Origin of the sequence: Streptomyces sp. NBC_00306 (genome assembly GCF_036169555.1) — a bacterium.
In the GTDB taxonomy this organism is placed as follows: Bacteria; Actinomycetota; Actinomycetes; order Streptomycetales; family Streptomycetaceae; genus Streptomyces; species Streptomyces achmelvichensis.
Genome location: NZ_CP108032.1, coordinates 6520462 through 6547153, shown reverse-complemented (window position 1 = coordinate 6547153; position 26692 = coordinate 6520462). Strand labels below are relative to the sequence as shown.

The 26692-nt window shown below is 68.7% G+C and carries 25 protein-coding genes and 1 pseudogene; 12 read left to right on the top strand and 14 right to left on the bottom strand.

Annotated elements, in window-relative coordinates; all coding sequences use genetic code 11:
- The first annotated feature begins 77 nt into the window (after positions 1-77).
- Positions 78-635, top strand: coding sequence for a protein kinase domain-containing protein (locus tag OHA05_RS29185; protein WP_328863474.1), 558 nt, complete (start codon positions 78-80; stop codon positions 633-635).
- A 113-nt stretch (positions 636-748) separates the two neighbouring features.
- Here the strand turns inward: OHA05_RS29185 and OHA05_RS29180 are convergent, their stop codons facing one another.
- Complete coding sequence (locus OHA05_RS29180; RefSeq protein ID WP_313943307.1) at positions 749-1177, bottom strand: hypothetical protein; 429 nt, start codon at positions 1175-1177, stop codon at positions 749-751.
- A gap of 578 nt (positions 1178-1755) precedes the next feature.
- Between OHA05_RS29180 and OHA05_RS29175 the strand changes: the two genes are divergently transcribed.
- Positions 1756-3195, top strand: coding sequence for a NucA/NucB deoxyribonuclease domain-containing protein (locus OHA05_RS29175; RefSeq protein WP_313943308.1), 1440 nt, complete (start codon positions 1756-1758; stop codon positions 3193-3195).
- A gap of 69 nt (positions 3196-3264) precedes the next feature.
- Here the strand turns inward: OHA05_RS29175 and OHA05_RS29170 are convergent, their stop codons facing one another.
- On the bottom strand, positions 3265-3729 hold the full coding sequence (locus OHA05_RS29170; protein ID WP_313943309.1) for a hypothetical protein: 465 nt from the start codon (positions 3727-3729) through the stop codon (positions 3265-3267).
- A gap of 787 nt (positions 3730-4516) precedes the next feature.
- Between OHA05_RS29170 and OHA05_RS29165 the strand changes: the two genes are divergently transcribed.
- On the top strand, positions 4517-4951 hold the full coding sequence (locus OHA05_RS29165; RefSeq protein ID WP_328862151.1) for an ATP-binding protein: 435 nt from the start codon (positions 4517-4519) through the stop codon (positions 4949-4951).
- 75 nt (positions 4952-5026) lie between these two features.
- On the opposite strand, the gene OHA05_RS29160 is transcribed toward OHA05_RS29165, so the two are convergent.
- Together OHA05_RS29160 and OHA05_RS29155 are read right to left on the bottom strand one after the other, a co-directional pair.
- Positions 5027-5731 (bottom strand): hypothetical protein, encoded by a 705-nt coding sequence (locus tag OHA05_RS29160; RefSeq protein ID WP_328862150.1) that lies wholly within the window; start codon positions 5729-5731, stop codon positions 5027-5029.
- Positions 5732-5857: 126 nt separating this feature from the next.
- Positions 5858-7531, bottom strand: a complete 1674-nt coding sequence (locus OHA05_RS29155) for a DUF262 domain-containing protein (protein ID WP_313943312.1) — start codon at positions 7529-7531, stop codon at positions 5858-5860.
- A 475-nt stretch (positions 7532-8006) separates the two neighbouring features.
- Between OHA05_RS29155 and OHA05_RS29150 the strand changes: the two genes are divergently transcribed.
- From OHA05_RS29150 to OHA05_RS38290, 4 genes and pseudogenes are all read left to right on the top strand, one after another.
- Positions 8007-8480, top strand: coding sequence for a hypothetical protein (locus tag OHA05_RS29150; protein WP_413777709.1), 474 nt, complete (start codon positions 8007-8009; stop codon positions 8478-8480).
- A gap of 121 nt (positions 8481-8601) precedes the next feature.
- On the top strand, positions 8602-9990 hold the full coding sequence (locus OHA05_RS29145) for a hypothetical protein (RefSeq protein ID WP_328862149.1): 1389 nt from the start codon (positions 8602-8604) through the stop codon (positions 9988-9990).
- 9 nt (positions 9991-9999) lie between these two features.
- Complete coding sequence (locus OHA05_RS29140; RefSeq protein WP_328862148.1) at positions 10000-10578, top strand: hypothetical protein; 579 nt, start codon at positions 10000-10002, stop codon at positions 10576-10578.
- Between the two features lie 73 nt (positions 10579-10651).
- Positions 10652-11257 (top strand): annotated as a pseudogene (locus OHA05_RS38290) (UvrD-helicase domain-containing protein); the annotation flags it as partial.
- A 29-nt stretch (positions 11258-11286) separates the two neighbouring features.
- Here the strand turns inward: OHA05_RS38290 and OHA05_RS29125 are convergent.
- Both OHA05_RS29125 and OHA05_RS29120 read right to left on the bottom strand, forming a co-directional pair.
- The gene (locus OHA05_RS29125; RefSeq protein WP_313943318.1) at positions 11287-11745 is read right to left on the bottom strand and encodes a hypothetical protein; all 459 of its coding nucleotides are present in this window, start codon (positions 11743-11745) and stop codon (positions 11287-11289) included.
- 163 nt (positions 11746-11908) lie between these two features.
- On the bottom strand, positions 11909-12532 hold the full coding sequence (locus OHA05_RS29120; RefSeq protein WP_313943319.1) for a hypothetical protein: 624 nt from the start codon (positions 12530-12532) through the stop codon (positions 11909-11911).
- Between the two features lie 766 nt (positions 12533-13298).
- On the opposite strand from OHA05_RS29120, the gene OHA05_RS29115 reads away from it, so the two are divergent.
- On the top strand, positions 13299-14138 hold the full coding sequence (locus OHA05_RS29115; RefSeq protein ID WP_328862145.1) for a CAP domain-containing protein: 840 nt from the start codon (positions 13299-13301) through the stop codon (positions 14136-14138).
- Positions 14139-14179: 41 nt separating this feature from the next.
- On the opposite strand, the gene OHA05_RS29110 is transcribed toward OHA05_RS29115, so the two are convergent.
- Together OHA05_RS29110 and OHA05_RS29105 are read right to left on the bottom strand one after the other, a co-directional pair.
- Entirely contained in the window at positions 14180-15484 is a 1305-nt protein-coding gene (locus OHA05_RS29110; RefSeq protein ID WP_313943321.1) for a HAMP domain-containing sensor histidine kinase, read from the bottom strand.
- Positions 15481-16167, bottom strand: coding sequence for a response regulator transcription factor (locus tag OHA05_RS29105; RefSeq protein ID WP_313943323.1), 687 nt, complete (start codon positions 16165-16167; stop codon positions 15481-15483). Before OHA05_RS29105 ends, OHA05_RS29110 begins: the two co-directional genes overlap by 4 nt.
- Positions 16168-16203: 36 nt before the next feature.
- On the opposite strand from OHA05_RS29105, the gene OHA05_RS29100 reads away from it, so the two are divergent.
- Entirely contained in the window at positions 16204-16785 is a 582-nt protein-coding gene (locus tag OHA05_RS29100; RefSeq protein WP_328862144.1) for a hypothetical protein, read from the top strand.
- A 95-nt stretch (positions 16786-16880) separates the two neighbouring features.
- Here the strand turns inward: OHA05_RS29100 and OHA05_RS29095 are convergent, their stop codons facing one another.
- Together OHA05_RS29095 and OHA05_RS29090 are read right to left on the bottom strand one after the other, a co-directional pair.
- Positions 16881-17432, bottom strand: a complete 552-nt coding sequence (locus tag OHA05_RS29095; RefSeq protein WP_328862143.1) for an SUKH-4 family immunity protein — start codon at positions 17430-17432, stop codon at positions 16881-16883.
- An 81-nt stretch (positions 17433-17513) separates the two neighbouring features.
- A complete protein-coding gene (locus OHA05_RS29090; RefSeq protein ID WP_328862142.1) occupies positions 17514-17690 on the bottom strand; it encodes a hypothetical protein in 177 nt (58 codons plus the stop codon).
- Positions 17691-17795: 105 nt separating this feature from the next.
- Between OHA05_RS29090 and OHA05_RS29085 the strand changes: the two genes are divergently transcribed.
- Entirely contained in the window at positions 17796-18401 is a 606-nt protein-coding gene (locus tag OHA05_RS29085) for a TIGR03086 family metal-binding protein (protein ID WP_328862141.1), read from the top strand.
- A 167-nt stretch (positions 18402-18568) separates the two neighbouring features.
- Here the strand turns inward: OHA05_RS29085 and OHA05_RS29080 are convergent, their stop codons facing one another.
- Positions 18569-20677, bottom strand: coding sequence for a HEAT repeat domain-containing protein (locus OHA05_RS29080; RefSeq protein WP_328862140.1), 2109 nt, complete (start codon positions 20675-20677; stop codon positions 18569-18571).
- 129 nt (positions 20678-20806) lie between these two features.
- On the opposite strand from OHA05_RS29080, the gene OHA05_RS29075 reads away from it, so the two are divergent.
- Both OHA05_RS29075 and OHA05_RS29070 read left to right on the top strand, forming a co-directional pair.
- The gene (locus OHA05_RS29075; RefSeq protein ID WP_328862139.1) at positions 20807-21406 is read left to right on the top strand and encodes a 3'-5' exonuclease; all 600 of its coding nucleotides are present in this window, start codon (positions 20807-20809) and stop codon (positions 21404-21406) included.
- A gap of 143 nt (positions 21407-21549) precedes the next feature.
- Positions 21550-22416: a chitosanase gene (locus tag OHA05_RS29070; RefSeq protein ID WP_443043799.1), complete on the top strand. Its 867-nt coding sequence runs from the start codon at positions 21550-21552 to the stop codon at positions 22414-22416.
- 114 nt (positions 22417-22530) lie between these two features.
- Here the strand turns inward: OHA05_RS29070 and OHA05_RS29065 are convergent, their stop codons facing one another.
- From OHA05_RS29065 to pucL, 3 genes are all read right to left on the bottom strand, one after another.
- Positions 22531-24012, bottom strand: coding sequence for a nucleobase:cation symporter-2 family protein (locus OHA05_RS29065; RefSeq protein WP_443043798.1), 1482 nt, complete (start codon positions 24010-24012; stop codon positions 22531-22533).
- Positions 24013-24243: 231 nt separating this feature from the next.
- Complete coding sequence (locus OHA05_RS29060; RefSeq protein ID WP_313943332.1) at positions 24244-25620, bottom strand: 8-oxoguanine deaminase; 1377 nt, start codon at positions 25618-25620, stop codon at positions 24244-24246.
- Between the two features lie 148 nt (positions 25621-25768).
- The gene (gene pucL / locus OHA05_RS29055) at positions 25769-26692 is read right to left on the bottom strand and encodes a factor-independent urate hydroxylase (protein WP_313943333.1); all 924 of its coding nucleotides are present in this window, start codon (positions 26690-26692) and stop codon (positions 25769-25771) included.

The following is a 26692-nucleotide window of genomic DNA, read 5'->3' as shown; positions in this document are numbered from 1 at the left end:
GAACCGGCCGCGGTGAAGGTGATCAAGGCGTCCGTCGTGGACTCCGAGGCCCGGCTGCGCTTCGACAGGAGACCGAGATCCTCAAGACGATCTGGGGGCCGCGCATCGCCGCGTTCCTGGACGCCGACCCGGAGGCCGAGCGCCCTTGGCTCGCGACGGAGTACGTGGACGGAGCCGATCTGCGCAAGCACATCACCACCCATGGCCCACTCTCCTCCGTCCTCGTCGCCTCCCTGGGAGCGACACTCGCGGAAGCCCTAGCCGCCGTACACAAGCAAGGGCTCGTGCATCGGGACCTCAAGCCGGCGAACCTCCTCCTCGGCCCCAACGGCCCCAACGGCCCCAAGATCATCGACTTCGGGCTCGCGGTGTTCACCGAGACCGGCGCCACCCTGGCCGCGCCCAACACCGTCATGGGAACCCCTGCCTGCATGTCGCCCGAGCAGGCCAACGGGGGCGCGACCAACCCCTTGCGCTTCCCACGGGCGAACCGGGATTCAGTCGCCGATGAGACGATGGGCCGCGGGCACGGTGCAGCCGAAAGCGATGAGTGCCACCGAGACGAACGTCGGCCAGGCAGCGCCGTTCGCGACAGCGAGACCGCCCATCAGAAGAGCAACGAGAGCCGCCACTAGCACAACGACAGCAGCGTGATGCGAGACTAAAGGCCTGTCCTCTCCGCCCTGCGTTCCGTCGTTCCCACGCATGCGCGGGCCACGAGGATTTCTGCTCATTTTACTGTTCTTCCTCAGTTCTCCGCAGCACCGTCGGACGAGCCACGAAGCGACTGCAATCGGGCGCCGGTCGCGTCGACGATCCAGAAGGACCAGCCGTTGCGATGGGGGGCGACACCTGGCTTGAAGGCCTGAATCACCGCGGTCGCAGCACCACTCGGGGACTTGTAGCGTCCCGCGGCGGGCCCGGTCAGAATCTCCACGCTCTCCGACTCGGCATCGTAAGCGCCCGGAACCCTGTGACCGGCATAGCGCACGTGCACGCCGATCCGACCGCCCAGCTCCTCCTCCCGCGGCTCGTCGATCCCTGCATCGTGAGCTTGTTCAGCCCCCTCCTGGAAGTGCTTCAGGAGCCGCAACACGACCTGCTCGGCGTCCACCCCCCACGCACGCGACAGGAGCGCGATCTGTCCCGCCGCCTCCTTGCCCAGCTTGATGTCCACAACGGGACTCCCTTTCCCTCAACGCTCGGTCAACACCACGACTGTAGAGCCAAGTTGAGCATTCCTGCACGAGTTCCACGAATATCTGCATGGCTCTTGGCTGGTCATCGAACGCCGTGTCAGCGCACATGGCGTCGCCATGGGGGACAGTGCCGGTGGTATGCCGCTGGAGGCGCGGGGTGGAGCGAGGAACGACAATCGGCGCCCTCAGGAGCGGGTGGCGTGCCGGGGCTCCCGTATCGACGAGCGGCAGAGATTGCCGCCTTTCGTCCGGCAGTTGAACGGAGTCGCTGCCCCGTCTGCACACCGGAGCGTCGTACGTCAGACCCGTTTCACATCCATACGAACCCACCCCCAACGAGATAGTCACGCCGCTCGCTGCCGAGCTCATCGCGTGGCCGCCTCCCCCTGGTCCATGGCGGGGTTCTGCCACCGCCTCTCCGGCAACAGGCCAGAGAACCCCGGAATCACGCCAAGCTGACGCACACCACCCAAGAGCGATCACCAGTTCGATAGACATGGGGGTGACCCGGTGATCGGCAACGCGCCGACACCGCACGACCCGGGGGTTTACATCCATGCCAATACCGTGGTTCCGCCATGCCCGTGGACGGACGATCGCGCTGCTCACCGTCGCCGCGCTGCTGCCCGCAGCGGCACCGTCCGCAGCATCCACCGGTCCCGACGAACTGCGCGTCGAGACCTACGTACTCCCGTCCGGCGCGTCGGCGTTGACCTTCGACGAGCTACGCGCCGCCGGTGCGGCGGGGAGCCTGCACCGACTGTCGGACGACATGCGGTCCAAGGGCAGGCTCGCCGCCGAGACCGTGGGGCCGGCCGCGTCATACGCACCACTGGCGACAGATCCGTCCGCCGTCGCACCCGCACCCGCACCCGCACCCGCACCCGACCGGACGCACGGTGCCGTCACCCGGTTCGCACCGATGGCCACCTATCCCGAGCCCGCCCGCACGATGACGTACGACGAGTGCCGCAACGGACTCGGCAGCACGCAGAAGTTCTTCATCAAGTCCCGGTTCGCCGTGTGCTCCGGCGCGACGTTCCTCCAGACCTGGCTCCAGAACAACCGGCCCGTCGGCGAGAGCATGTTCAACGTCCGGGTGGTGGGCACCATCCCGCTGAACAGCCGCAAGATCACGTTCACCTACTACTTCACCGAGATGCAGTCCACCGGCAGGACCGCGACGTCGGCCATGAAGGTCGCAACGAAGGGCGCGATCCCGCAGAGCTGGCCCTCAGGGGTTCGCTACACGCAGGGCGGAACTCCGCCGGGAACCAGGACGTTCGACGAACTCAAGCGGCAGCGGACCTATACCCATACCGTCAGCGCGGCACCGGGTCAGGGGAGCAGCAGTTCGGACAAGGTGTTCTCCGTGTACGAACCGGTCGTCACCATCACGCCGCCGCCCGGCTGGAAGCTGGGCGGTGAGCTGACCGGCAAACTGTTTATTCTCGCACCGCGTTGGGACGCCGCCATCTATCTCGCCAACTCGACGGGTGGGGGAACGCCCACGCACAAGGGCGCGGCGACCTTCAGCTACCTGCCCACTCTGACGTACAGCGCGAAGGAAGGGGCCGAGGAGAAGGCGGTGGCCGAGCACATCCGCACCGCCTTCACCAAGCCGCTCGACACCAAGCCGTACATGTCCGCCAAGAACGTGCCCGGGCAGAACACAAAGGCGCCGCTGCACCGCCTGGTGCAGAAGGCCCGCAGGGACGACAACCGAAAGGCGGCCGTCAAGCAGTGCAAGCGGTACTGGGGTGACGGATACGCCTGGGGCGGCACGCGCGAGTGTGACGAGTACCCCTTCGCCACGACATACGAGGGCGCCGCGCAGGCTGACCATGACTCGGAGGCGAAGAAGTTCAACTTCTCGGTCCTGCCGGTGGCCAAGGCCGACAACGGTGCCGCCGGCAGTCTGCTCCTCGGGTTCTACGCGAGGAACCGTCTCCTCGACGGCCTTGACGACGGGTTCCTGGTGAGAATCGCCTCGTAGTCGCCAATGGGTGGGGCCGTTGCCCGTGGACGGCCACGGCCTCACCTCCCAACCGGCGTCCCACCGCGCCTACTCCGCAGGCCAGAAGCGGATGAGGTAGCGCTCCACGCCATCGGCGGTGCCCGTCTCGGCGGACTGACGCTCGACCTCCGCCCGTCCGGCGGAGTGTACTTGGACGCGCCAACGGCCGCCCCCGGCGGACAACGGGATGTCCTGCTCGGTCCGCCCCAGGCTCATCGACCAGACCGCCACGATGCCACTCATGGAGACGTACTCGCCCTCCCCGTACTCGTCCCAGCGACTGCGATCCTCCTCCGGCGGCCGTCCGTCCCACACCTCGGCGGTCACTGCGGCGGTGTGCGTGTGACCGGCACTGAAGATGTCGATCCGGCCGGGGAACAGGCTGAGGAACTGCCCGAAGACGGAGTCGTCCGGGTAGGGCACCGGGAGGGTCGCGTCGTCCGACTCCTGGAGGCAGAAGCTGTGGTAGCCCACATCGGCTCCGAATCGCATCTGCCGCATCAGGTTCGCCACACCAACTCCTCGTCACGCGTCACACCGCACCGCACCGCCGCAGGCATGGGTGACACCGTAGCGGCGAGTCACTCCCTTCGGAGGCACTGGCCACGGCATGCCGCATTCGGGGAGAGGTCACCGGTTTCCGCCAGCCTCTTCCCGAACTTCCGCGTGGGTGCCTACCGTCGTGGCCACGGAGGACTCGCCGTCCGGGTGGGGGATCGTCTCCGAAGCATCCAAGGAGCAGCCCGCGCTCAAGCGTTGTACCGTCTGCCGCAGCGTGTGGCGGTGAGGAAGCTGGTCATGACGACCTGCGGAAGGCCGGCGCATCGATCCTGTCGACAAGGGATCCCGGACCGCTGGTCGTCGCGACGACCGAGCGTGGGCCGGTCCGGGCACCGAAGGACATCGGCCGCGCCGAGCGTCTGAAGCGCATCGAAGCCCTGCGGAAGAGTGATCCGAAGTTGAACCCCGCACGGCAAGAACGCGGCGCGTGGCAGTCGTTCCCAGCCCTCAGCGGTGTCACCAAGCCGCCGGCCGCCGGCCACCTCGGCCCAGCCCTATTGCGGCGCAGGTGGTGGTACGTCTTCCCGGGGCTGTTCGCTCTCGCCGCGGTGCTTGGGCTGACCCTGTTCGTTCCTGCGGGGTGACACCGGAGGTCTGGCGTCGTCCCGACGGGCGTGACGATCCTGAACAACCGTGCCGTGAAGGCTGCGCGTACGCAGAGCGTGCCTCCGCGTACAGAGGAACGCCGTGCGCGCGTACTCCCTGGTCACAAGGGTCAGCCCGCCCTCAGTGTGAGGGCATGAGCCGACCGATCACACAGACTTCGGCGCCCGTCCGCGAGTTCGCCATGCAGTTCACCTCGACCCCGCGCGGGGCGCGCCTCGCCCGGCGTCTGATGTCGCACTGGCTGCACGAGTGGGGCCACCCCTACGAGGGTGAGGGCAACCAGACGGTGACCCTGGTGGCAGCGGAACTGGTCGCAAACGCCGTCACGCACGGGTACGTCCCCGAGCGGGACTTCAACCTGCGGCTCACCGCAACGCCCGACACGGCACGCATCGAGGTCACCGACACCAGCTCGGAGCGACAACCGGCGTCGGGGCCACGCCCTCACGCGTCGGACCGTGAGTCCGGCCGCGGGCTGCTGCTCGTCGAGGCGTTGGCCGCCGACTGGGGTGTGACCCCGAGGACCACGGCGCCGGGCAAGACGGTGTGGGCGGTCCTCCCACTCTAACCGCCGGGTGCCGGTCCCACCGGCACCCAGGGGTCGACGCTCCGCCAGGACGCGTGACGTGGGCCTGAGGCTGCGTCAGATGATGTGTGTCGGCTCCGGCCACGACGTCGGCGGCGGGCCGAACGCGCGGCGACCGGCCCTCACCGTCAGCGTTGCGAGGGCGGCGTTGGCGCCCCCACCGATCACGGCGCCGATGCCGAACGGTGCCACGCGTCCTAGGACGATGATCCCCTGCTTGGTCCCGTACTTGGGGACGAAGTTCTTCCCCAGGATCTTGTTGATCTGACGCAACGTCTCGACCGGTACCTTGGCCACGACCTGACGGCCCCAGTGCTGGCCCGTGCGCTCGGCGACCTTGGTGATGGTGGCGGAGCCCGATCCGCCGAGCATGACCCCCATCACGATGGTCCGCCGGCGCTCGATCTCGTCGATGGAGACTCCGTGGACCTCGGCCACCGAGAGCGCGAACAGGGCGCTGAGCTCGAGCGAGGAGAGCGCCTCACCCGCCGACAGTGCCAGCGCGACTCCCGTGCCGACGCCGGGTGCGGCGGCGGCTCCCCCGACCGCGGCGCCCGTCCCGGTCAAGGCGCTGACGTACATCCGCTCCAGAGTGCGGAGCACCTCGGCCGGTGTCGCCTCCGGGTTGCGCTGGCGAGCTCGCGCGATGTTCTTGCGCACCAGCGGGCTCTGGGCGGCTATCGCCTTGTCCAGCACGGCGAGAACTTTGTGCTCGCGTCCGTCTTCCGCCGGCTCCGGATCGTCAATGTCCTCTGTTGCCATGTCCTGACTCCTCGCATCGTTGTGTGTATCGACTGCATCCCCAGCCCGGCCGGCCGCGCGGACGCGCGTAAGCCAGTGCAGGCCGCTCAGACGGCCGGCTCCTTCGCGTCCGACCATGCGGGACGCTTAGAGCCGCCATTCCTCGGCGAGCAGGCCGACCAGTTGCTTCTGCCGTGAACCGACGAGTGCGGGGTTCCACTCGGTGTGCTGGAGCACCTGGGTCGTCAGCGCGAAGGGCACCACCCCGTTCCGGCCGGCGAAGTAGGTGGCCTTCTTCACGGCGAACTCGTGGTTCTGGGCTGCTGAGTTCTTGACCCGGTTGAGAAGGACCAGGTTTCCCAGCCGGTGGGTCCAGGCAAGGCGCTGCTCCTCGTCGAAGAGACGGGTCCACTCGGAGTCCGGCTTCGGGTTCTGCGGCAGGACGTGCTCGACCGTGATGATTGGGTGGTCGTACGTGACCCCCTGGCCGCGTGCAAGAACCTCGTCGACCCTCAGGAGCACGTACTTGCGGATCCTGCCAACGAGGTAGAGGTCGCCGTCCAACTTCGCCCGCGTCTCGGCACGTTCCGGGTCCGACAACTCCAGTGCCTCGGCGTCGAGTCCGGCGCCCTGATCGAGCTGGCGCAGCAACTCCGCGTACCGGGTGACACGGGGAGTGGTGTAGACGCGCCGGATGAACATGCTGGCGGAGAGCCGTTCCAGTGCCCCCAGGAACCGGTCGAGCCACACGGGGTCGTTCTCGCGGTGGCGCAGCGCCCAGAGCGCTGCGGGGCGCCAGTCGTTGTTGTCGACCTGCTGGAGCCTGCGAAACCACGTGTTGACCTTCTCGGCTCCAAAGGGTGCTTCGTAGACGGCGTCGCGGACCCGGACGTAGGCGTCGGCGTAAGGGCGGAGCACGTCGTTGACGAACACCTCTCCCTCGCCGGGGAGGTAGCGGCTGAGCACCTGCTCCGGGAACTCCTTGAGCAGTTCCTGCTCTGCCCGCTTCTTGGCGTAGATCATGCGCAGGTGGAGGAAGAGGTCGGCGAAGTCGTCACGGCCAAGGGCTTCCTCCGCGTCCTCCCACGCTGTGGCGCACTGACCGGCGGTCGGCTCGGGAAGGTCTCCAATGATCCGCGCCTTGAAAATGTCAGTGGGCGAGAGGTCGAGTCCGCGCGAGTTCATGACACTGAAGATGCGGTGCGCGCTGTCCAGGTCCGGGGTACTGACGACGACCAGATAGGTCCGCCCGACGAGCATCCGAAGCAATTCCAGTCGACGCCTCTCCGACCAGATGGCCACTCTGTCGTGCAGCGCCCGTGCGTTGCGGATGATCGCCCTCTGCGCATCAGTGTCGAGCTTCTCCGGCACGAGGGTGAGCAAATGCGGTACGGCTTCCTTGTTCTGTACGTATCGCTCGAAGAAGTGCTTGTCACGCTCACGCAAGGCGAGGCGCGGCTGCTTGGCGAGCCCCTGGATCTTGTCACCCGGCTCACTCACGAGCTTGTCCAGGTCGTCCCGGATCTCCGCGTCTTCTGCGACGTCACGCAGCACGGAGAGCAGGATGGTCAAGGTGGTGAGCCTCTGCTGGCCGTCGATGACCTCGGCACGCGACGTCCCGCTGTTCTTGACCAGCACGATCGAGCCGAGGAAATACGGCTCCTCCGTGCCTCGGTCCAGAGCTTCCACGAGATCCGTCAGCAGCTGGACCGCCTGCTCCTCCTCCCAGGCGTAGGGGCGCTGGTAATCCGGGATGTGGAAGTCGTAGTCACTGCTGAACACCTTGTGCAAGGGCATCTCGTGTGCCTCGAGCTTTTGCATGGCCCCATGATGGCGAGGCGGAGCGCTAGGCCGTGGCCGAATGCGTAGAAACATGGATCATCGGCTACCGATGCCGTGCTCCGGGTACGTTGTCGTCCACCGCAAGACTCGGAGCGATACGGGTCAGGTGTTGGACGTGCCCGAACCGCGTCCACGTCTCCGCGGTTCGCCTGCCGGTCGGGTCGGCGCCGTACGCACTGGACTCCAGTCATCCTCTGCGGCGCTCCGGGTGTGCGGACGGTCGTCGCAGAAGGAGTTGTGATCGACGATTCACATGGCGGCCGCTCGGACCCGGTCAGTCCGCTCGACTCCTCGGATCGAGGTCGCTCCAGGAGTCCCCTCCCTGGTGGCTCTTCGTCGGAATGTCGATCGTCCGGCAACCGGCCGCCGGAGGCTTGAAGCCGACCCTCAGCACTGCCCTGGCCTCGCAACCCGCATAAGATCATTGCCAGAGACTCGGCAGCTTGGGGGAGCTATGGGATTCGAAGCGGATTGGGCGCAGCACACGTCCCACGCCCGTGCGAGGCACGCAGGCGGGATGGAGCTGAACAGCACCGGCTCGTCGGGCACAGCTGACGCAGCCGACCTGGTGGTTCACCAGGACGACCTGGGGTTGGTCGGCAACGAGGCATTCCGGGTGCACGGAGAACTGCGGAAGGGTGCCGACGTCGCCGGAGCGGGCGCGGGGTCCGACGGCGTGGGTTCGACGGCCCGCGCCGCAGCCGAACTGACAGCGCGGAACTTCAGCGCGGGCGGCGAACTCCTCATCACGCTGGAGGTCTGGGAGTCGCAGGTGAAGACAGTGCTCCAGATGTACGCGCACATCTCGAACCACCTGGACTTTTCGAAGAAGTCCCATGCGCGGGACGAGGCCGAGATCGCCGCCTCCCTGAGGGGACGTGACGGCACTGCCGTGCCGGTGTCCGAGATCTCGAAGTACGTCAAGTAGGGGACAAATCATGGGGGCTTTCACCTACACAGACCTCATCGAGGTCGACCTCGCACGACTGGATCAGTCGGCTGACCACTGGCGAGCGGTGGCCAGTAAGCTCGAGCGACTGAGGACAGACGTGTACAGCGGGCTGGTACAGCTGTCGGACCGGGCCAGGTGGGCAGGGCTGAACGCGATCGTCACGAAGGACTTCGTCCGGGCGTCGGCCAAGGAGGTCTTCGATCTTCACCACGAGGCGAAGAGCATTGCGGCTGTACTCGAGGACGCCTGCGGCGAACTCAAACACCTTCAGAAGCGCGCCAGACAGCTGACGGCCGAGGCCCGGAAGGGAAATCCGGATCGCGCCGAGGGCCCTGACCCCGGGCTGCTGGTGACCGATGCCGGCGACGGAACCGTCAAGGTGATGGAAGCTTTCTGTGACGCCGACGGGGCCTCCCAGCGCACCAAGGACATGATGCAGTGGTACGCGGACACACTCACCGCTCTCGTCAGCCATGCCGCCGAAGTGGACGCGGCTCTGACACGGGCGCTGCGACGCAGCCACGGCAGTGATCCGTACAACGCCGGGCACGCCACGTACACCTCGTTGGACGAGGACCAGATCCCGCGTGCCACCAGACTCGCATCACTCGGAGACCGCGCCAACGCCGAACAGCGGGCCGAACTTCAGCGGCTCTGGCAGTCCCTGAGCCCGTCGGCACGTGCGGACCTGTGGCTCGGCCACAAGAACGATCTGCTTGCCGCGGGGGTTTTCTCCCCCACCGTCAAGCAGGTGGCCCCCGATCCCGGGGCCGGCCTCTACGGGACAGAGAAGCCGGGAGCCGCCGACCGCAGGACGCGGGAGAAGATGAACCTCATCTCCGAAGGCGCGGACTGGATGGGTATGAGCGACGCCTCCCGCCACATGGCCCACTACCTGGGCAACAGCGGCAGGGACATGACACTCCCGGTGGACAAGATGATGTCCGACGACTCCGCCTACCGCGCTTATGTCGACAAGGCGATCACGAGCAACGAGGCCAGCTGGCGCGAGCAGGCGTTGCAAGAGTTCCACCAGAACGGGGGCCGGCCCGTGGCGTTTCCCGTCGAAACCCAGAACCTCCGGGACTACTCCTTCCCGCAGGAGACCCAGCAGAACTGGTACTACGCGGTCGGTTCCACGCGGACCAACGTCACCGGTGTGGTAACTGTCGTTCCCGACACGAACGGACAGCCGCAGGTCAGCCTGGACTACCAGGTCAACGCATGGGACCGCTACAACTGGGACGAGAACAAGGGCGTGACCATTGACGGTCCCGCGGGGGTGGACATGAGCATCCCCGATGGCGACATGGCGCGCCTGCACACGGTAGGTACGGCGAAGGAATTCGACATGGCGGGCAGCAGCTCGGTCAAGCACTACGACCTGGGCTCCACCACGTCTCCGGCCCCCCTGCCTGCACCCGACGAGGCAGGCCGTGAGGGCGGACGAACGGATCCGGGCCGCGAGCAGCAGAAGGGAAGGTGATCGGCAGCCATGAAGCGATCCGCCGCCGACGAACGTGCCGGCCTCTCCGTTGCGGCACGGCTGTTGATCTCCGGCACGGCTGTGATGGTGGTCATGGCTGCGGTGGTGAGCGGGATCCTGTTCAGCGGCAGTGATGTATCCGTCGGCAGGGCAGAGAAGGCCGACGCGTGCTGCTGGCGCGAAGGCGTCACACCGGCAGCGCTGAGCGAGCTGATCGGTATCCGGATTCCCGAACCAGCGACAGACCGACGCGCGGGCCACAAGATCGGCGAGCGCGACGACACGGGAGTTCTCGCCTTCACGCTCCCCACGGACGACGCCGATGCCTACACGTCCCGCCTGTTCCGGAAGGGAACGCAAATGGTCGGCAACCTCCACCCGCAGGATCAGGACTTCCGCCCGCCGGGCGGTTTCGCCCACCTCGGCCTGCCGGAGCCGGAGACCCTCGTCGAAGGGTTGACACAAGGCAGCGAGTGCCCCGACGAGTTGACCACCCCTGAGGGCAGACACCTGAAAACGTGTATCGACCTCTTCGCGCACGAACTCGGCGCCGGTGTCACCCGTATCTACGTCAAGGCGACGGTTTGAAAAAGGAACGACGACCGCCCCCGATGCGGCCCGGACCCGATCAGTCCACTCGGAGACCGGCGCGTACATCAGGCGCCTGCACCCCACTCAGGCCAAGCTCGTGGAACGCGACTCCTCCGGCCCGGCCCGGGTGGGCGGCGGCCCCGGCACGGGCAAGACCATCGTCGCCCTGCACCGCGCCAGGCACCTTGTGTCGCAACTGACTGCCGGGCGAACCGAGCCGGTTCTGCTGACCACGTCCAACAAGAACCTCGCGGCGGACCTGCGGGCCCGCTTGCTGGAACTCGGCGGTGAAGAGCTACTGGGACGCGTGGAGATCAGCCATGTCGACCCGTTGGCCCTGCGAGTCGTACGAGTCGTACGCGAAGCCGAACCCGGCAACAGCAAACAGACCCTCGACGACAACCCGGACTCCGCGGAATTGGCGTTCGATGCTCGACGAACTCAATGACTCGGGCTGGGACGCCGAGTTCCTTCACGAAGAGTGGACGCAAGTGGTCCTCGGCCAGGCGGTCGCCTCCCGGCCGGACTACTTCCCTGCCGGCGCGCCGGCCGCGGCAGGAACGTGACCCGGCCGGAGAGGGCCGAGATCTGGCAGTTGACGGAGCGGTTCTTTAAAGGGCTGGGACACCCCGACTCCCCTACGACGCGCTCCAAGGCGCGCCGCAACTCTCGCGTGGGCATGCGGAGTTCGAAGGGCTCGACAGCTCACGATCGGCCGGTCGCGTCGATGTGCTGTTGGAGCGTCTGGGCGATCTCATCGACGCTTCCGTACGGGGGAAGATGCCCATGGGCGTCGTCACCGTTGTTCAACGCCATCTCACTGGTGAATCGGACCAGATCGGGCGAAGGGACGAACGAGTCGCGCAGCCACAGGGCGAACCTTGCGGCCTCGGCTGCCGACGCGTGCATCACCATGACCGAGCCGACCTCCGGACAGGGGGTGGTAGCCAGCCCTTCCAACCACACCCCTGCACCCAGCGGCACTTCGAAGGTCAAGGCCTCGGCCGACCGCGGCCCCAGGTCTGCGCCCCAGGAGGTGGAAGCTCCGGGAAAGGCTTCCACGATGCCTGCTGCGAGGTCGTCGAGCCGCAGGTGCCAGGCCGCAGCGTCGTCGACGGGCGGCGCGAAACTGAACGTTGTCCTCAGCACATCGCGGTCCGTCATTGCGTCTGACCCTCCTACGGCACAGCGTGAGCCGGCTGATACGCGGCTCATGGCCGTCATGCTCTGTCAGTTGGGAGCGGATCGCCCTGCGCTCTTGATGGCCTCCAGGAGATCGGGGGCCGGTCTGCTGCATTTCCGGTCCGTGCACCGGAAGGGCCTTCTGCTACGTGCTGGTCGCAGGGGGTGGGGTCAGGCCCGGCTCGATCGACGACCTGACATAGATGCGCGTACTGCCCGGCTGGAATTCGTGCGCGAAGAGGTCGACGCAACGGCGCAGATACCGGCCCTCAGGGGTCTTGAGGTCATCAGGGCACAGACTCACCCGCCGCAGCCCCTCGACGAAGATCTCCGGCTCCGGAAGCTCGAGGTGGGCGAAGGCGGCCGCCGGGCGGTAATCCTTCTCCTCGGGATGGAAGTTCCGGATCATCTTGGTACCCGGCCGGATCAGCCGGGACGTGTACTCGTTCGCCTCCTGACTGGAGAGGGTGAAGACGAGCAGTCCCGTGTCGTGGCGGCTGCCGGTCTTGTATCCGGCCCGCCGGTCCGAAGCCGCCTTCGGGATGCGGATGCCGATCTTCTCGCTCATCCATGCAGGAGTTGCGCCGCTTTCCCAGCAGCAGGTCATCTCATCGTCCGCCCGGTCCGACGACCCATCGTCGGCGAAGTACGCGAACCCTCCGACTGCCGCGGCAACGCAGGCGATGACCGCCAGCACCACGACGCCGAGGACCCGCACACGGCGACGGGCGGACCGCTCGCGAGAGGAATCACCACTGATGCTGTTCATTGAGGGACCTCTGCCGGCCTTCCTGCTGTTCACGCCCGGGATCCGTACGCCCGCCCCCGCGCCCCGGGCTCGTTCGGCTTCGGGAGAAGGTCGCCGTTGGGAGCGGATTTGCCGGGGTCGTAGTGCCTCACCGAACCGCTCCCTGCCATAGAACTCCTGGGTAATGCCTGGTGTGCAGGCGGGCCATCTGCCCGTCCGGAATACTCATCGACGGCGCCCCTGGAACCTCGATGGTCGCATCTCGTCCTTGCCCCGGTTGCACCGGTTCCCTGTTCGGGGCCGCCTTCATCACCTCGTCGATGTGACCGCCGACGAAGCGGCCCTCTTCGCCTTGTGGCTGCGGAACTCGTTCGCACCGGCGCCGGATCTCGTGCGATTCGTCAGCAGCCTCGCCATGGCCGACGGAGAGGAAATGCCGTTGCCCCTTCCGGCCACGGGCGGTGGCGAAGAGGTCCTGGCAGAGATCCGGCGGCACATCGACACGTTCGACGTCTTCTGGGAATTCCGGTCCCGCCGTCGGGCGAACCGGCTTCGCGGGTCGGCGGAAACACGTCCGCCCATGCGAGGCACGCCACCACCCGACGCCCCCCACCCGCCCGATCGAAGTCTTATGGCTTCCTTAGGGCTTGTTGAAGAAGCCCTTCCGGGCCCCCTCCCCGGCCCCCGTCCGCCATAGGCTCTCTCAGCAACCCCCCACAGTCCCGGTGGGCGCGTCCGCGCGCCTACCGGGGTTACCGGCTCGCCGAACCGACGAGGTGCCTGACGCATGAGCTCCCACCGTGCCGCTCGATCCCGCTCCCACGCCCGCCGCAAGGACGGGCCCGGAAAGCGGAACCTCGTCCTGGCACTGGGCGCGCTCACCGTCACGGCCGGCGTCGGGGCCACCCTGCTCACCGGCGGCGGGGATGAGGGCGGCAAGGGGGAGCGTGTGACGACCGCCGCCGACAGCGTTCCCGACACGACGGCCGGCGAGGACACGACCGGCAGCGCCTCTGCCTCGCCGTCCGCGTCCGCGAGTCCCAGTCCGTCGGCCACGCCGAGCCCGACCGCGAGTGTGCCGGTCAAGCCCAAGGCGAAGAAGACCCCCACGACCGCCCCGAAGACCAACGCGAAGAGCGCCAAGGGCACGGGCGGCAGCGGCGGAGGGCGCACGTCGGGCCCGGTGTCCGGTGGGTCCGGCTCCGGGTCCGGCGGGTCGGGCAATTCGGACGGCGGCAGCTCGAACGGCGCCGAGGCGCAGGTCCTCGCCCTCGTCAACAAGGAGCGCGCGTCGGCCGGTTGCTCGCCCCTGACCGCGAACGCACAGCTGACCAAGGCCGCCGACGACTACAGCGACACCATGGCCGCGAGCGGCGTGATGTCCCACACCGGCCCCGACGGGTCCACCATGACCAGCCGGGTGGAGGCCGCCGGATACGCCTGGTCCACGCTGGGCGAGAACATAGCCCGCGGCCAGTCGGACGCCGCCTCGGTCATGGACTCGTGGATGAACAGCCCCGGCCACCGCGCCAACATACTGAACTGCTCGTTCAAGGAGATAGGCGTCGGCGTACACGTCGGCGACGGCGGCCCCTGGTGGACCCAGAACTTCGGCGCCCGCCGCTGACCGGGCGCGGTCGGCACCACAGAGGCTGCCGGACCCGCTGACTACTCCCCCGCGTCCGCCAGCGCGAACGACACCCGTACCCGCCCGCCCCCCATCGGCCCACGCGATATCTCCAGCTCTCCGCCCGCGTCATGGGCCGCCCTGGCCACGATGTCCAGGCCGAGTCCCGTGGAACCGCCGACGCTGACCCCGCGGGTGAGCGCGGTCTCCGGGTCCGCGAAGCCGGGTCCCGCGTCGTCCACCGTCAGCCGCACGCTCCGGTCGTCGCGCTCCACCCGTACGGCGAAGGCGGTGCCCTGCGGGGTGTGCCGGAAGACGTTGCCGATCAGCGCGTCGACGACAGCCGCGAGATCGTCCTCCGGGAAGCGGACCGGCGTACGCCGTGGGGTGAAGGAACGCTCGCACAGCCGCTCCTGCTGTGCCGCAAGCACGGACCAGAAGTCGAGCCGCATCGCGACCACTTCGGCCATCTCCGACGATCTCGACGACACCGTCCCGCCCGCCTGGCCCGCGGCAAGCGGGGTCCGGGCCGCCGTGATGATCGAGTCGAGCTCGGTCTCGAGCTGTTCGACGGCCGCGGTGATGCGTCCGGCTCCCGGTGAGCCCCTGATCAGGTCCACTTCCAGGTACAGCGCGGTCAGCGGCGTCCTGAGCCGGTGCGAGAGGTCGGCCACCATCTCCCGCTCGATGGCGAGCAGTTGGACGACGCGGTCGGCCATGTGGTTGAACGCCGCGCCGGCCTCCTGGAGTTCCGGCGGCCCGTCCGGCTCCACCCGTACGTCGAGGTCGCCGGAGCCCAGGGCCAGGGACGCGCTCTTCAGGCTCCGCGAGGAGCGGACCACCCGGGCGCCCAGCCGGTCGGCGACCAGCACCGAACCGCCCACCAGTCCGATGGCCAGCAGCGCCATCACGCCCCACGACGCCCAGACCCCACGGGTCAGATCCGCGCCGGGCACGTACGACTCGACGACCGCGACCCGGTCCTCGGCGAGGACCACGGGCTGCAAGTAGATCCAGCCGTCGGCGGTGTTCATCGCCAGCGTCTCGCGCTTGCTCACGGCCCGTTCCAGCGCCTGCCGGGGGGCGTGCACCGTGCCGACGAGATCGCCGTCCGGGAGCCGTACGGCCAGCTGGTCGTCGGAGCCCAGGCCCGAGACCGCCTGCTGCACATCGGCCGGCTTCGTCGTCAGGGCGAGTACCGGCGACAGGGCGGCCGCCCGCTGCTCGGCGGCGGTGGTGACCCGGTCCCGGGCCTGTTCGCGTACGAGCAGGGCCAGGGGGATGAGGAAGGACAGCGCGACCATCGTGGTCACGGCGAGGGCGATGCCTGCGAGGGCGCGTCTCATGGTGAGCTGACCAGCTTGATCCCGATGCCGCGCACGGTGTGGAGGTACCGGGGCCGCGAGGCCTTCTCGCCGAGCTTTCTGCGCAGCGAGGAGAGGTGGACGTCGACCGTCTGGTCCTCCAGATACGGCTGCTGCCACACCTCGGAAAGTATTCGCGTACGGGACATGACCTGGTCGGCGTTGGCGGCGAGGTAGGCGAGCAGGTCGAACTCGCGCCGCGTGAGCGAGAGCTCGTGGTCGGCGAGGTGCACGGTACGGGCGAGCGTGTCGATGCGGAGGTCCGCGACCTGGAGGACGGGCTCCCGGTCCCGGTTCGCATCGGGCGCGGACCGCCGCAGCACTGCGGCGATCCGGGCGGCGAGCTGCCCGCCGGAGAACGGCTTGACCATGTAGTCGTCGGCCCCCGCGTTGAGGAGCCTGATGACCTCCCGGTCGTCGTCGCGGGCCGTGGCGACGAGCACCGGCACCCGGGAGATCCCGCGGATCATCCGCAGCACGTCGAGACCGTCCAGATCGGGCAGTCCGAGGTCGAGCACGACGATGTCCGGCGGGCCCTGGGTGACCTCGCGCAGCGCTTCGAACCCCTGGTGAGCGGTCTTGATCGCATACCCGTGCGCACTGAGGACCTCGGTCAGTGCGGCACGGATCACAGGGTCGTCCTCGACGACAAGTACGGAGGCCATGGGCAGGAACGTTAGCCGGTCCGCCAGTATGGTGCCGTGCCCCGGTACCTTCGCTATCTGCTCATCTGGCTGTCGTGCACGACAGCCAGCGTCACGGCCGTGATATTCACGGTCCACTTCGTGGTCGGCTCGACCAGGCCCACGGCGCCGGTGGCGCAGTCGGCACCGGAGGACTTCTCGGCCTCCCCCACACCCTCGGCGCGACCCACGCGCTCCCCGAGCCCCACGCCCTCTCCGAGCGCCTCCCGGCGGCAGCCTGAGCCGACTCCGACGAAGACGGCCGGCAAGCCGCGGGAGTCCCGGCCGCCGACACCGCGCGCGACGCCGAGCCCGCAGGATCCGCCGTCCGACGAGAAGCCGGCCGGGAACCAGGGCTGCCAGGAGGGCGGCTCCGGTGTGCACACCATCTCGTCCCGGGGCGGCAGGGCCACGGTGCGCTACGGCAGCGGCGGGGTGTGTCTGATCTCGGCGGTGCCGAACCAGGGCTTCACGGCGAGTACGACGCAGAGCGCCCCGGAGACGCTGACGGTGACGTTCGCGGCCGAGCGGCAGCGCTCGGAGGTCACGGCGACGACGGAGCCGTCGGACCGGGCGAGTGTGCGCGAGACGTCGTTCTGAGGGCTGTCCCGTGGGCACACCATCTGGCAGCCGCAGGGTGTAGGACGCCCGGGCCGTCCCCGCTCGAGGATGTGCGGTCACTCGAGGACGTGCCGTCAGAAGATGCCGTCGGACATTTCTTCGTAGATCTGGCTCCAGGCGGAATCCTCGTCGGCGAAGGGGTTCCTGTCGAAGGTTTCGATGCTGATCCGGATCCGCTCGGGCGAGAGGTCCGGGTCCACCGCCCTGTCCTTCATGAATTCCTTCAGAACGATCAGAGCGCGCACGAGGGATTCGAGACTCTCATGGATCAGGACGGGCTCACCCTCGCCGTCGTCGGCGAACGAGTAGACCCGGCCGTCCTCCGGATTGAATGCCGCCGTGGCACAGGGGAAATACCCGAGGACGAGCCAGGATCGATACTTCTCGGGAACCGGTACATCCCTTTCGGCGGCCCAGGCACCGACATGCACCGAGTCCTCAGAAGGATCTGTCGAAACATTGCGCGCGAGGAACACCGAGTCGGTCGGTATGCCGACATGCGCCAGGAAGGCGGCGGCTTGGGCGCCGATCTCCGATTTCTCATGAACCGCCCGCGGGAAGAACACAACGCCGTCGAGGCCATGGGTCGCGATGATGTCCTGCGCGGTCACGGGGGTCGGGGTCATGCACAGTCCTTGTTCTGTCTTACCGACCATGACTCTTCTTGAGTCCTGCTATGTAGTCGGTGTGCGCCCCGGGCCGACGGCCTATGGAGTCGGTGCGCGCCCCGGGCCGACGGCCATGGGAACACCGGTCTCGGACAGGACCGCCCGCACCGAGTGGTCAGGCAGCAGAACCCCGGCAAGGGACACGGCCGGGAAGCGGCGCAGGCCCTCCGCCCCGAAGTGTTCCGTCACGGGGTCGGCCGGGTCGTTCTCAGGCACGTGCGCTCCAGGAATCGACGGTGGCAAAAGGCAGGTCGGAGCCTATCGCCCGGGCTCTGGATGCTCCAGCGATGAATTTCGGACCCGGGCACGGTCTCCCCTGGTATGGATTCCACAGCGCAGACCTCCGGCCCCGACCTCCACCCCGCCGCCGACGCGGTGAGGCAGCTCATCGCCGGCATCCCGGACGAGCGGCTCGGGGATCCGACCCCCTGTCCCGAGTACGCCGTGCGGGAACTGCTGGCCCATGTCGTCCTGCTGTCCACCGCCTTCCGCGATGCCGCGCGCAAGGACCTCGGTCCGTTGACCGCCTCCAGTCCCGGCGATTCGCGGCCCGTCCTCGGCGACGACTGGCGGGACGTGCTGCCGCGACGGCTGGACGAACTGGCCGACGCGTGGACCGTGCCCGAGGCGTGGGAGGGCGATACGCAAGCCGGCGGGATCACCTTCCCCGCCGCGATCGCCGGCCGGGTGGCGCTGAACGAGCTCGTCGTCCACGGGTGGGACCTGGCCCGGGCCACCGGACAGAAGTACGCCTGCGACGAGGCGAGCCTGCGCGAGTCGTACGGGATGATGAAGCCGGCGCCCGGGGACGAAGAGGCGCGCGGCGACGCGTTCGGACCCGTCGTCGACGTCCCTGCCGACGCGCCGCTCCTCGACCAGGTCATCGGGTTCAGCGGGCGGCGTCCCGACTGGCAGCCGGGGAACTGAGCCGGCCGTCCTCGTGCCGCATCCGGGCGGGCGGTCCCTCGGGAAGCCGCGCCCGGACGGGAGGCGCCCGGTGAGTGACGCCTGGTCGTGGGCCGGAGCCCGGTCCGCGTCCGCCGCCGGTCGGACCCGGCACCACCGTGACGCCGCCGACAGCCCGCGATGCACCGTCAGGCCCCGAGCAGCTTCCGCGCGCGCTCCCTCAGCCGCTCGTCCGCCGGGACCATCTCCGGCTCCAGTCCCGACGTCACGACCCGCAGATCGCGTTCGGCCAGCGCCTTCAGCCGGGCACTGACCGTGGGCGTCAGGGCCTCGGGGCCGAGCGCGCCCAAGGCGTCGAGCGCTGTGTCGGCGTCTGCGTTCCGCTCGACGGAGGTCAGGAGTATCTCCGCCGTACGGACAGGGTCCGGCGTCCCGCTGATCGCCTGGAGGGCGCTGATCGCGGCCGGGGCATGGGAGGGGTCGTCCAGCAGACCCTCGAGGGCGGGCGTCAACGCCTGTGCCGCCGGGCCCACATGGGCGGCGGCGAGAGCTGCTTCACGAAGCGACCAGCGCGTCCAGGTTCCGTCGGAAGCCTCGGCCAGGACGCCCCCGAGCACATCGACCGTCTCGTTCGCCTCCCCGGTCAGCCGCCACAGCGCGAGCGCTGTCTGGATGTCCGCGTCGAGCTCGGGAACGGTGCGCCTACGGCCCGCGGGCGTCAGGGCCGAGCGCAACTGCGGGACCAGACAGGCGCCTTCCTCGCCGAGCGCGCCCGCGGTGCGGCAGGCCTCGGGTCCCGCGCTCTGCTCCAGCCGGCGCCGGAGTTCGTCCACCAGCGGGCCGGTCTCACCGGTCAGGTTCCACAGGGCGTCGGCCGCCGCGTACCGGCCCTCCGGCGGCCCCGTGGCGGCTGCACGCCGCAGGACGGCCGCCGTGGCGTCGCGGCTGTCGGGCGGGCAGACCGCCGCGAGCGCCCGGGGCACGGCCGCCGGGAAGCGGTCCATCACCGCGGTCAGTTCGGGCAGGGCGGCCGCCGCCCGCACACCCCAGGCCACCAGCAGGCCGGTCAGCCACACCGGTTCGTTCCCCGCCAGTTCGTCGTCGGTCAGCCGAATGCGGATGGCGTTGAGCAGCTCCGGCGCGTACGGCATATCACGCTCACGCCGCTTTCCGGGGAATCCGCACGCCGCCGCGAGGGCACGTGAGCGGTCGGGGAGGTCGCGGGCGAGCAGCGGGGCGGCCTCGTGCGGCGCGACCCGCACCAGCACCGCGAGTGCCCGGTCCGCCAGGTCGCCACCCCCTGCGGCGAGCGCGGCCAGCGCCGGGGCCGCCGACTGCGCGTGGACGCCGAGCTTGTCGAGGACGGGCAGCAGGGAGGCCGTGTGCTCACCGAGCTTCAGCAGGGCCAGCAGGGAGGGAGCCAGCCGGCCCGGGGCGCTGCGGGAGATCATGCAGGCGTGCTCGGCCGCCCACAGCGCCTCCTTCCGGGCCTCGGGGTCCGCGGCGGCCAGGGCCGCCTGGATCAACTCGTAGGCCGAGGAGCGGTCCTGGGCGGTGTCGCGCCGCAGCAGCGTGTCGACGACATGGTGCAGCGGCTCGGTGCGTGCCTGGTCGAAGCGGCCGGCGACATGCCGGTCCGCCGGGAGCAGCGACACCAGGGTGTCCTGGTGCGCGGGCGTCCACGACAGACCGGCGTCCAGGCAGGCCATGGCCGCGACGACCCGCAGCTCGGCGGGTTCACCGGGCGCGATCGCCTTCAGGGCGGCATCCGCGGCATCCGGGTGGCCGAGCCGCACCAGCGCCGCGAGCACCTCCGCCCGGACACCCGGTTCGGTCTCCTCGTCCCACAACCGGCGCAGCTGCGGCAGGGCGGGAGCGGCACCGGTGCTGCCGGCCGTCCAGACCGCGGCCTGACGCACTCGCGCATCCTGGGACGCGAACAGCGGAAGGATCAGGGGGAGTTGGGCGGCGACGGCTGCCCGGCACGCGCCGGGATCGGACAGTCCGTACACGTCGTCGCTCTCGGCCATGCCACCGAGCAGGACGAGCAGATCGACGGTCCGTGTCCCTGCCGCGGCCAGCCGCGCCAGGAAGGGCACGGCCTGCACGGTGGCTGCGTACACCGTGCCCTGGTGCAGGATGCTGCTCCACAACTCGTCGAGCGCCTCGGCCGACTGCTCGTCGTCGCCCGCGAGCGCACGCAGCATGCCGGGGAGGTCGTCGGCTTCGCCGTACGCATGCTCCAACTCGGCCCAGCGCACGCTGTCCAGACCGGCGAAAACCTGCTCGTGATCCATGCTTCCGAGCATGTCACGGGGGTCTGACAACGCCTCCGACACCGGCTCCCGCCCCGATGCGCCTGTGGCCGGAGCCCGTGCCCCGTAATGCGGATGTGCCGTCAGCCGCTCCGGTGCGATGCTCCCGGTATGGCACGACGTACGGCACCACGCGTGAAACCCAGCCTCTACATCTCCGTCGACATCGAGGCGGACGGTCCGATCCCGGGCCCCTACTCGATGATCAGTTTCGGTGCCGCCGTGGCGGGCCGCCAGGACGCCGACGGTTATGAGCCGGCCGATCCGCAGGCGCGGACGTTCTACCGGGAACTGCGCCCCATCAGCGAGGACTTCGTACCGGAGGCCCTCGCGGTGAGCGGGCTGGACCGGGACGCACTGATCGCCGGGGGCAGCGAACCGGTCGACGCCATGGCCGAGTTCGGTGCCTGGGTGCGGGAGGTCTCCACCGGTGCGCAGCCGGTGATGTGCGGTTACCCCGCCTCCTACGACTGGATGTTCCTGTACTGGTATCTGATCAGGTTCACCGGCGCGAGCCCGTTCGGCCACTCCGGCTGCTTCGACATGAAGACCCTGTACGCCACCAAGGCGCGGCTTCCGCTGCGCGCTGTCGCGAAGGGAACCATGCCGCCGGAGCTCCACTCCACGAGGCGGCACACGCATCACGGACTGGACGACGCGATCGAGCAGGCGGAGCTCTTCAACAACCTCATGGCGTGGCCGGGGCGCTGACCTGGCGGGTCTTCCGCTGCGGGGTCCACGGCCCGCGACAGGGTCGAATTTCCTTGCGGGGAAAGGGTGTACGAGTCGTTCCCGGCTCTGATAGGAAAGCTTCCTAACAGAATACGGAACGACGAACTCCCCCTGGAGGCACGGTGCCCACCCCCCACAAGCGCGCCAAGAGTCCGCTCAGGTTCTTCCCCCGCGTGGCACTCGGCGTGACACTGATCGCGGTGCCCGCCACCGCCTTCGCGGCCAACTCCCCTTCGGACGCCGGCGACGGCCGTTCCACGACCGCGGTGGCCCCGGCCGCCGTCGGGCTCGACGACCCGGCGAAGAAGGAAATCGCCATGAAGATCGTCTCCAGCGCGGAGAACTCCTCGCTGGACTGGAAGGCCCAGTACAAGTACATCGAGGACATAGGCGACGGGCGCGGCTACACCGCAGGGATCATCGGGTTCTGCTCCGGCACCGGCGACATGCTCGACCTTGTCGAGCTCTACACGCAGCGCAAGCCGGGCAACGTCCTCGCCAAGTACCTGCCCGCGCTGCGCAACGTCGACGGCAGCGACTCGCACGCCGGCCTCGACCCGGACTTCACGAAGGACTGGAAAAAGGCGGCCGAGGACTCCGCGTTCAAGACGGCGCAGAACGACGAGCGGGACCGGGTGTACTTCAACCCGGCGGTGAGCCGCGGCAAGAGCGACGGTGTCGGCGTGCTGGGCCAGTTCATCTACTACGACGCCATCGTGATGCACGGCGACGGCGGCGACTCGACCAGCTTCAGCAGCATCCGCAAGCGGGCACTGGCCAAGGCCAAGCCCCCGGCCCAGGGCGGCAACGAGAAGACCTACCTCAACGCGTTCCTCGACGCCCGTGTCTGGGCGATGAAGCAGGAGGAGGCGCACGAGGACACGAGCCGGGTCGACACCGCTCAGCGGGTCTTCGTGCAGAAGAACAACCTCAACCTGAACACGCCGCTCGACTGGAAGGTCTACGGCGACAGCTTCCATATCGACTGACCGCCTCGAGCCCGCCACACGCGGCCCGGCGTCGGACGGAGAGGGCGCGTACCCGTCGTGGGGTACGCGCCCTCTCGCGCGTCCGCCTCCCTGCCGTCATCGGTGAAGGCTCGCTCAGTGCACCGCCGCCGCCGGTGCGGCCACCGTCGCCCCGTCCGGCTTCCCGCTGCCCTGCCCGTCCTCCTGCACCTCGTCCGAACTGCCCTTCTTTCCCAGGTGGTTGAAGGCGAGGTTGAGCGCGATCGCCACGATGCAGCCGGTGGAGATGCCGGAGTCGAGGACGACGAGCGCGTCCTCGGGGAAGGCGTGGTAGAACTCCGGCGCGGCGATCGGGATCAGTCCGATGCCGACCGACGCGGCGACGATCAGCGCGTTCTCGCCCTTCTCCAGGGCGGCGGTGGCCAGCGTCTGGATGCCGCTCGCCGCGACCGAGCCGAAGAGGACGATGCCCGCGCCGCCGAGGACCGGCAGCGGTACGAGCGCGATCACCGAGGCGGCGACGGGGCACAGGCCCAGCAGGATCAGGATGCCGCCGCCCGCGGCGACGACGAAGCGGCTGCGGACCTTCGTCATCGCGACCAGGCCGATGTTCTGGGCGAAGGCGCTGCACATGAATCCGTTGAACAGCGGGCTGATGGCGCTGCCGAGGGTGTCGGCCCGCAGCCCGCCCTCGATGACCCGCTCGTCGGCCGGCCGATCCACGATCCTGCCGAGGGCGAGCATGTCGGCGGTCGACTCCGTCATACAGACGAGCATCACGATGCACATGGAGACGATCGCGGCGATCTCGAACTGCGGCGCGCCGAAGTGGAAGGGCGTGGGGAAGCCGACGATGTCGGCGTTCTTGATGGCGTCGAGGTTCGCCATGCCGAGCGGCGCCGCGATCACCGTGCCCGCGACGAGGCCGAGCAGGATCGCGATCTGCTGGAGAAACCCGCGCAGGACCTTGCGCAGGGCCAGCACGATCACGAAGGTGAGGGCCGCCATGCCGATGTTCTTCATCGAACCGTAGTCGTCGGCCGTGGAGTTGCCGCCCTGCGACCAGTTGAAGGCCACCGGCAGCAGCGACACGCCGATGAGGGTGATGACGGTGCCCGTGACGACGGGCGGGAAGAAGCGGACCAGCTTCGAGAAGTACGGCGTGAGGACGAAACCGAGCACGCTGGCGACGATGATCGCGCCGAAGATGACGGTGATGCCGTCCGCTCCGCGGTCCCTGCCGATGGCGACCATCGGGGTCACTCCGGCGAAGGAGACACCGTTGACGAACGGGAGCCGGGCGCCGACCTTCCAGAAGCCGAGCGTCTGGAGAAGGGTGGCTATGCCGGCGGTGAAGAGGCTGGCCCCCATCAGGAAGGCCGTGTCCGTGGCGCTCAGCCCCACGGCGGGCCCCACGATCATGGGCGGGGCCACCACACCCGCATACATCGCGGCCACATGCTGAAGGCCGCTGGTGAACATCTTCAGAGGAGGCAGGGTCTCGTCGACCGGATGCTTCTCCGTCGGTACGTCCGGCGCTGCCGGTACCGCGTCTGCGTCTGCTGTCGCGTCTGCGGGTGTGTCTGCATCGTTCGGAAACCTGGGCTGTGCGGCCACGGTCGGTTCCTCCGGTCGGTTACACGTCGGCGGTGACGCGGGTGTCAGGGAGGTGGTGCGAAGTGGTGCAGCGGTGAGCCCGGTGCTTCGGGGGTGTGAAGACACGAGTCACCGTCCCGGGAGGCGCGGCACCGATATGCGGTGCCGCACCCCCCGGTCACGGCTGCCATGGACCCCGCTCGGGTCCACGGCTTCCGGTCGAGGGCCGTCCCCCTCGACCGGACGCTTGGGTCAGTCCTGTGCGGCGATCCGCGCCAGGCGCTGTGCCTCGTCCCGCGCGGAGCGGGCGATGGCGTCCTCGTCCACCGTGGTCAGGTGGTTGTCCTCGACGACGGTCCTGCCGTTCACGAGGGAGAGGGATACGGGGGCTGCCGCGCCGAAGACGAGCGCGATCACCGGGTCGGCGATGGAGGAGTGGGCGAGCGTGTCCAGCTTCCACAGCACGAGGTCGGCGAGCTTGCCGGCCTCCAGCGAGCCGATCTGCTCGGCGCGGCCGAGGACCTGGGCACCGCCGTACGTGCCGAGGCGCAGGGCTTGGCGCGCGTTCAGGGCGGCCTCGCGGTGGGGGCCGAGGCGGTTGACGAGCAGCGCGTTGCGCAGCTCGGTGTGCAGTTCGCCCGACTCGTTGGAGGCGGTGCCGTCGACGCCGAGGCCGACGGGGACGCCCGCCTTCAGCATGTCGGGAACCCGGGCGATGCCGGCGGCGAGCCGTGCGTTGGAGGACGGGCAGTGCGCGACGCCCGTGCCCGTACGGCCGAAGGCGGCGATGTCCGAGTCGTTCATGTGGACGCAGTGGGCCATCCACACGTCCTGGCCGAGCCAGCCGGTCGACTCGAAGTAGTCGGTCGGGCCCATCCCGAAGAGTTCCTTGCAGAACTCCTCCTCCTCGACGGTCTCGGAGCCGTGCGTGTGCAGCCGGACGTTCTTGCGGCGTGCCAGCTCGGCGCCCTGCCGCAGCAGTTCGGTGGAGACGGAGAAGGGGGAGCACGGCGCGACGGCGATCTGCGTCATCGCGTCGAAGGAGGCGTCGTGGTGCTTGTCGATGGTCTCCTCGGTGGCGGCGAGCGCGCCTTCGAGGGACTCGACGGCGAAGTCCGGCGGCAGTCCGCCGGCGGACTTGCCACGGTCCATGGAACCGCGGGCGAGCGTGAAGCGGACACCCATCTCGCTCGCGGCGCCGATGATCGCGCCGGACAGGTCGCCGGAGCCCCGCGGGTAGACGTAGTGGTGGTCCATGGCGGTGGTGACTCCGCCGCGGGCCATCATGGCGAGGGAGCCCTGTGCGGCCGCGCGGGCCATCGGCTCGTCGATCCGCGCCCACGTCGGGTACAGCGCCACCAGCCAGTTGAACAGGTTGTGGTCGGTGGCGAGGCCCCGGGTGATCCACTGGTAGAAGTGGTGGTGCGTGTTGATCAGACCGGGCGTGGCGAGATGGCCGGTGCCGTCGATGCGGCGGACCACGTTCTCCAGTCCGGCGGGGGCCTGTCCGGCGCCCACCGACTCGATCCGGTTGTCGGCGACGACGATGTACCCGGACGCGTACTCGGTGTCGTCCGCGTCCACGGTCGCGATGGCACAGTTCTCGATGACGATGCGCGAAGCCGCCATGGCGGTTCCTCGTTCTTCCCATTGATGGAACGGGCCCGGGGGTCGAGCGGGGTGACGACCGGGTCCGCGGTTCTGTTGTTGCGCAGATGCCCCCGCTCTCCCCCTGGGACTCAACGCCGGCGCACGCGTCGGGGGTTCAAGCGGTTGGCTACAGGTTGGTCATGTCGACCGGGATCCGCGGCTCGACGCCGTCCCGCAGGATCGTGGCCTCGATCAGGCCGTACGGGCGGTCCGCCGCGAAGTACACCTCATTGTCGTTCTTCAGCCCGAACGGCTCGAGGTCCACCAGGAAGTGGTGGTTGTTCGGCAGCGAGAAGCGGATCTCGTCGATCTCGCTGCGGCTGTTGATCACCCGCGAACCCATCTGGTACAGGGTCTGCTGGAGCGAGAGGGAGTACGTCTCGGCGAAGGCCTGCAGGATGTGCTTCTTGGCCTGCTCGTACGACTTCTCCCAGTTGGGCATCCGGTCGTCGTCGCTGGTCCAGTTGTAGCGCCAGACCGAGGAGACGTCGGTGCACAGGATGCGGTCGTACGCCTCCTTGAGCGTCGTGTACTTGTCCTTGACGTAGCCCCAGAACTCCGAGTTGGTGGAATTCATGACCGTGAGGTCCTTCAGACCGGACAGGACCTCCCAGTTCTCACCGTCGTAGGTGATCTGGGCGGTGCGCAGTTCCTGGCCCTTGCGGGCGAAGGAGTGCCGCACCTCGTCGGAGCCGATGAACTTGGAGTTGGCGTCCGAGGTGGCGATGCGCTCCCAGGAGTACTCCTCGATACGGATGCGCGCCCGGTGGATCGGCTCCTGGGAGGTCACGAAGTGACGGGCCAGGTGGATGCCGAACTGCTCGGCGGACTCGATGCCGTGCTCCTTGGCGAACGCGTACACCGTGTTCTTGGTGGTGTCGGTCGGCAGGACGTTGGCGTTGGAGCCGGAGTAGTGGACGTCGTCCATGTCGCCGGAGAGGGCGACGGAGACGTTCAGGTCCTTGATGTGGTGGGTGTCGCCGTCCCGCGTGATCTTGACGACGCGGTTCTCTGCTTTGCCGTACTGGTTCTGGCCGAGAATCGTGGGCAT

Bases quoted from the DNA above. Each gene is read 5' to 3' on its own strand.
- OHA05_RS29175 (WP_313943308.1), top strand. From the start codon at position 1,756: ATGCCAATACCGTGGTTCCGCCATGCCCGTGGACGGACGATCGCGCTG.
- OHA05_RS29165 (WP_328862151.1), top strand. From the start codon at position 4,517: ATGAGCCGACCGATCACACAGACTTCGGCGCCCGTCCGCGAGTTCGCC.
- OHA05_RS29160 (WP_328862150.1), bottom strand. From the start codon at position 5,731: ATGGCAACAGAGGACATTGACGATCCGGAGCCGGCGGAAGACGGACGC.
- OHA05_RS29155 (WP_313943312.1), bottom strand. From the start codon at position 7,531: ATGCAAAAGCTCGAGGCACACGAGATGCCCTTGCACAAGGTGTTCAGC.
- OHA05_RS29150 (WP_413777709.1), top strand. From the start codon at position 8,007: ATGGGATTCGAAGCGGATTGGGCGCAGCACACGTCCCACGCCCGTGCG.
- OHA05_RS29140 (WP_328862148.1), top strand. From the start codon at position 10,000: ATGAAGCGATCCGCCGCCGACGAACGTGCCGGCCTCTCCGTTGCGGCA.
- OHA05_RS29125 (WP_313943318.1), bottom strand. From the start codon at position 11,745: ATGACGGACCGCGATGTGCTGAGGACAACGTTCAGTTTCGCGCCGCCC.
- OHA05_RS29120 (WP_313943319.1), bottom strand. From the start codon at position 12,532: ATGAACAGCATCAGTGGTGATTCCTCTCGCGAGCGGTCCGCCCGTCGC.
- OHA05_RS29115 (WP_328862145.1), top strand. From the start codon at position 13,299: ATGAGCTCCCACCGTGCCGCTCGATCCCGCTCCCACGCCCGCCGCAAG.
- OHA05_RS29110 (WP_313943321.1), bottom strand. From the start codon at position 15,484: ATGAGACGCGCCCTCGCAGGCATCGCCCTCGCCGTGACCACGATGGTC.
- OHA05_RS29105 (WP_313943323.1), bottom strand. From the start codon at position 16,167: ATGGCCTCCGTACTTGTCGTCGAGGACGACCCTGTGATCCGTGCCGCA.
- OHA05_RS29095 (WP_328862143.1), bottom strand. From the start codon at position 17,432: ATGACCCCGACCCCCGTGACCGCGCAGGACATCATCGCGACCCATGGC.
- OHA05_RS29085 (WP_328862141.1), top strand. From the start codon at position 17,796: ATGGATTCCACAGCGCAGACCTCCGGCCCCGACCTCCACCCCGCCGCC.
- OHA05_RS29080 (WP_328862140.1), bottom strand. From the start codon at position 20,677: ATGGATCACGAGCAGGTTTTCGCCGGTCTGGACAGCGTGCGCTGGGCC.
- OHA05_RS29075 (WP_328862139.1), top strand. From the start codon at position 20,807: ATGGCACGACGTACGGCACCACGCGTGAAACCCAGCCTCTACATCTCC.
- OHA05_RS29060 (WP_313943332.1), bottom strand. From the start codon at position 25,620: ATGGCGGCTTCGCGCATCGTCATCGAGAACTGTGCCATCGCGACCGTG.
- pucL (WP_313943333.1), bottom strand. From the start codon at position 26,692: ATGCCCACGATTCTCGGCCAGAACCAGTACGGCAAAGCAGAGAACCGC.